This is a genomic window from Arthrobacter sp. Dra40 (genome assembly GCF_059091905.1).
Genome location: NZ_JBNHHB010000484.1, coordinates 1 through 1,425, shown reverse-complemented (window position 1 = coordinate 1,425; position 1,425 = coordinate 1). Strand labels below are relative to the sequence as shown.

General features: G+C 68.1%; 2 protein-coding genes. Both read left to right on the top strand.

The annotated features are described in order from the left end of the window. Positions 1 to 166: 166 nt before the first annotated feature. Positions 167 to 667 carry an HNH endonuclease gene (locus AC5RWT_RS37405; protein ID WP_493968669.1) on the top strand — a complete coding sequence of 167 codons (501 nt, stop codon included), beginning with the start codon at positions 167 to 169 and terminating at the stop codon, positions 665 to 667. Beyond that, positions 664 to 1,359 (top strand): molybdenum cofactor guanylyltransferase, encoded by a 696-nt coding sequence (gene mobA / locus AC5RWT_RS37400; RefSeq protein WP_494084620.1) that lies wholly within the window; start codon positions 664 to 666, stop codon positions 1,357 to 1,359. The genes AC5RWT_RS37405 and mobA overlap by 4 nt, the downstream gene beginning before the upstream one ends. Positions 1,360 to 1,425: the final 66 nt, after the last annotated feature.

The window sequence follows — 1,425 nt, the reverse complement described above, 5'->3', positions numbered from 1 at the left end:
GCCCCGGCGCACGCCCACAGCGTGCACCGGGGCCGGCGGCGTTGTTGCGGAAAAAGTTAGCGCAGAACGCACCTGCCGTCATACTCTTGACTGTCAGTGCAGAAAATCCAGTCCCGGACCGGGATCTGAAGCCCCGGTCGGGTTGGCCAGACGTAGAGGGATGTGCATGCGCACACTCGTTCTGAATGCTGGATACGAACCGCTGGCGGTTGTGACCTTCCGCCGGGCGCTGCTTCTTGTGCTCACCGGCAAAGCGAGCGTAATTGCCGAAGACGGCGACCCCGTCGTCGGACCCAATGACATTCTGGGCCGCCCTTCTGTCATCCTGCTCAACCGATACATTAAGATTCCGTACAACCACGACACCGCAGTGACCCGCCGCGGAGTGCTGCGCCGCGACAACCACGTCTGTGCCTACTGCGGCAAGACAGCCACCACGGTGGACCATGTCAAACCCCGGTCACGCGGCGGCGAAGACAGTTGGGAGAACCTGGTGGCCTGCTGCCTGCGCTGCAACAATGCCAAGGGGGACCGTACGTTGGCCCAAATGGGCTGGAGCTTGCACTTCACCCCCCGCCCGCCCAGCGGCGCCCGCTGGCGGATCCGCGATCTGGATCGTCCTGCCCCCGCCTGGAGCCAGTTCCTCGACACGCATACTGCCGCGTGACTGCTCCGAATTTTGACGCCGTCGTCTTGGCCGGCGGCCGATCCTCGCGGTTAGGCGGCAGCCCCAAGGCATTGCTGCGGCTGGACGGGGCCACCTTGCTGCGCCGCACGTTGGAGGCCGTCCGCGGCGCCCGGAGCATCGCCGTCGTTGGGCCGGATGATCTGTTGGCGGAAGTGGAGGCCTTCCGCAGCACGGACACGCAGGGCGCGGAAATAAGTGCCGATATCAAGGCACCGCCCCGGCTGCAGCTGACCCGGGAAGATCCGCCGTTCTCTGGCCCGGCAGCCGGCATCGCGGCCGGGATTCTGGCGCTGGAACCAGAGCCCGACGGCGGTGCCTCCTGCCGGGCGCCCTTCACCCTGCTCTTTGCCTGCGATATGCCGATGCTGGCGGGGCTGCCGGAACTGCTGCTGCGCCATGCCGCGCTCCGGCCGGAAGCGAAGCTCTGGATCCCGGTGGACGCCGGCGGCAAACAGCAGCCGCTGGCGTGCTGCGCTGACAGTACAGCGCTGGACGCCGCGGTGCAGGCGGCCGGGGGAGCCGCGGGGCTGGCCGGCCAGCCGGTACGGCGGCTGCTCGGCGGCCTGCCGGCCGTCGAGGTCCCGCTGGAGGGCCCGATGGGCAACCACACCTCCGACGTCGACACCTGGCAGGACGCGGGCCGCTTTGGCATTGCCCGGCCCGCGCCGTAGCCTGAAACAAACGTTGTACTTGCCCGCTTACCGGGCGGATCGGAGGCCATTGTGTCCGGAGCGGCC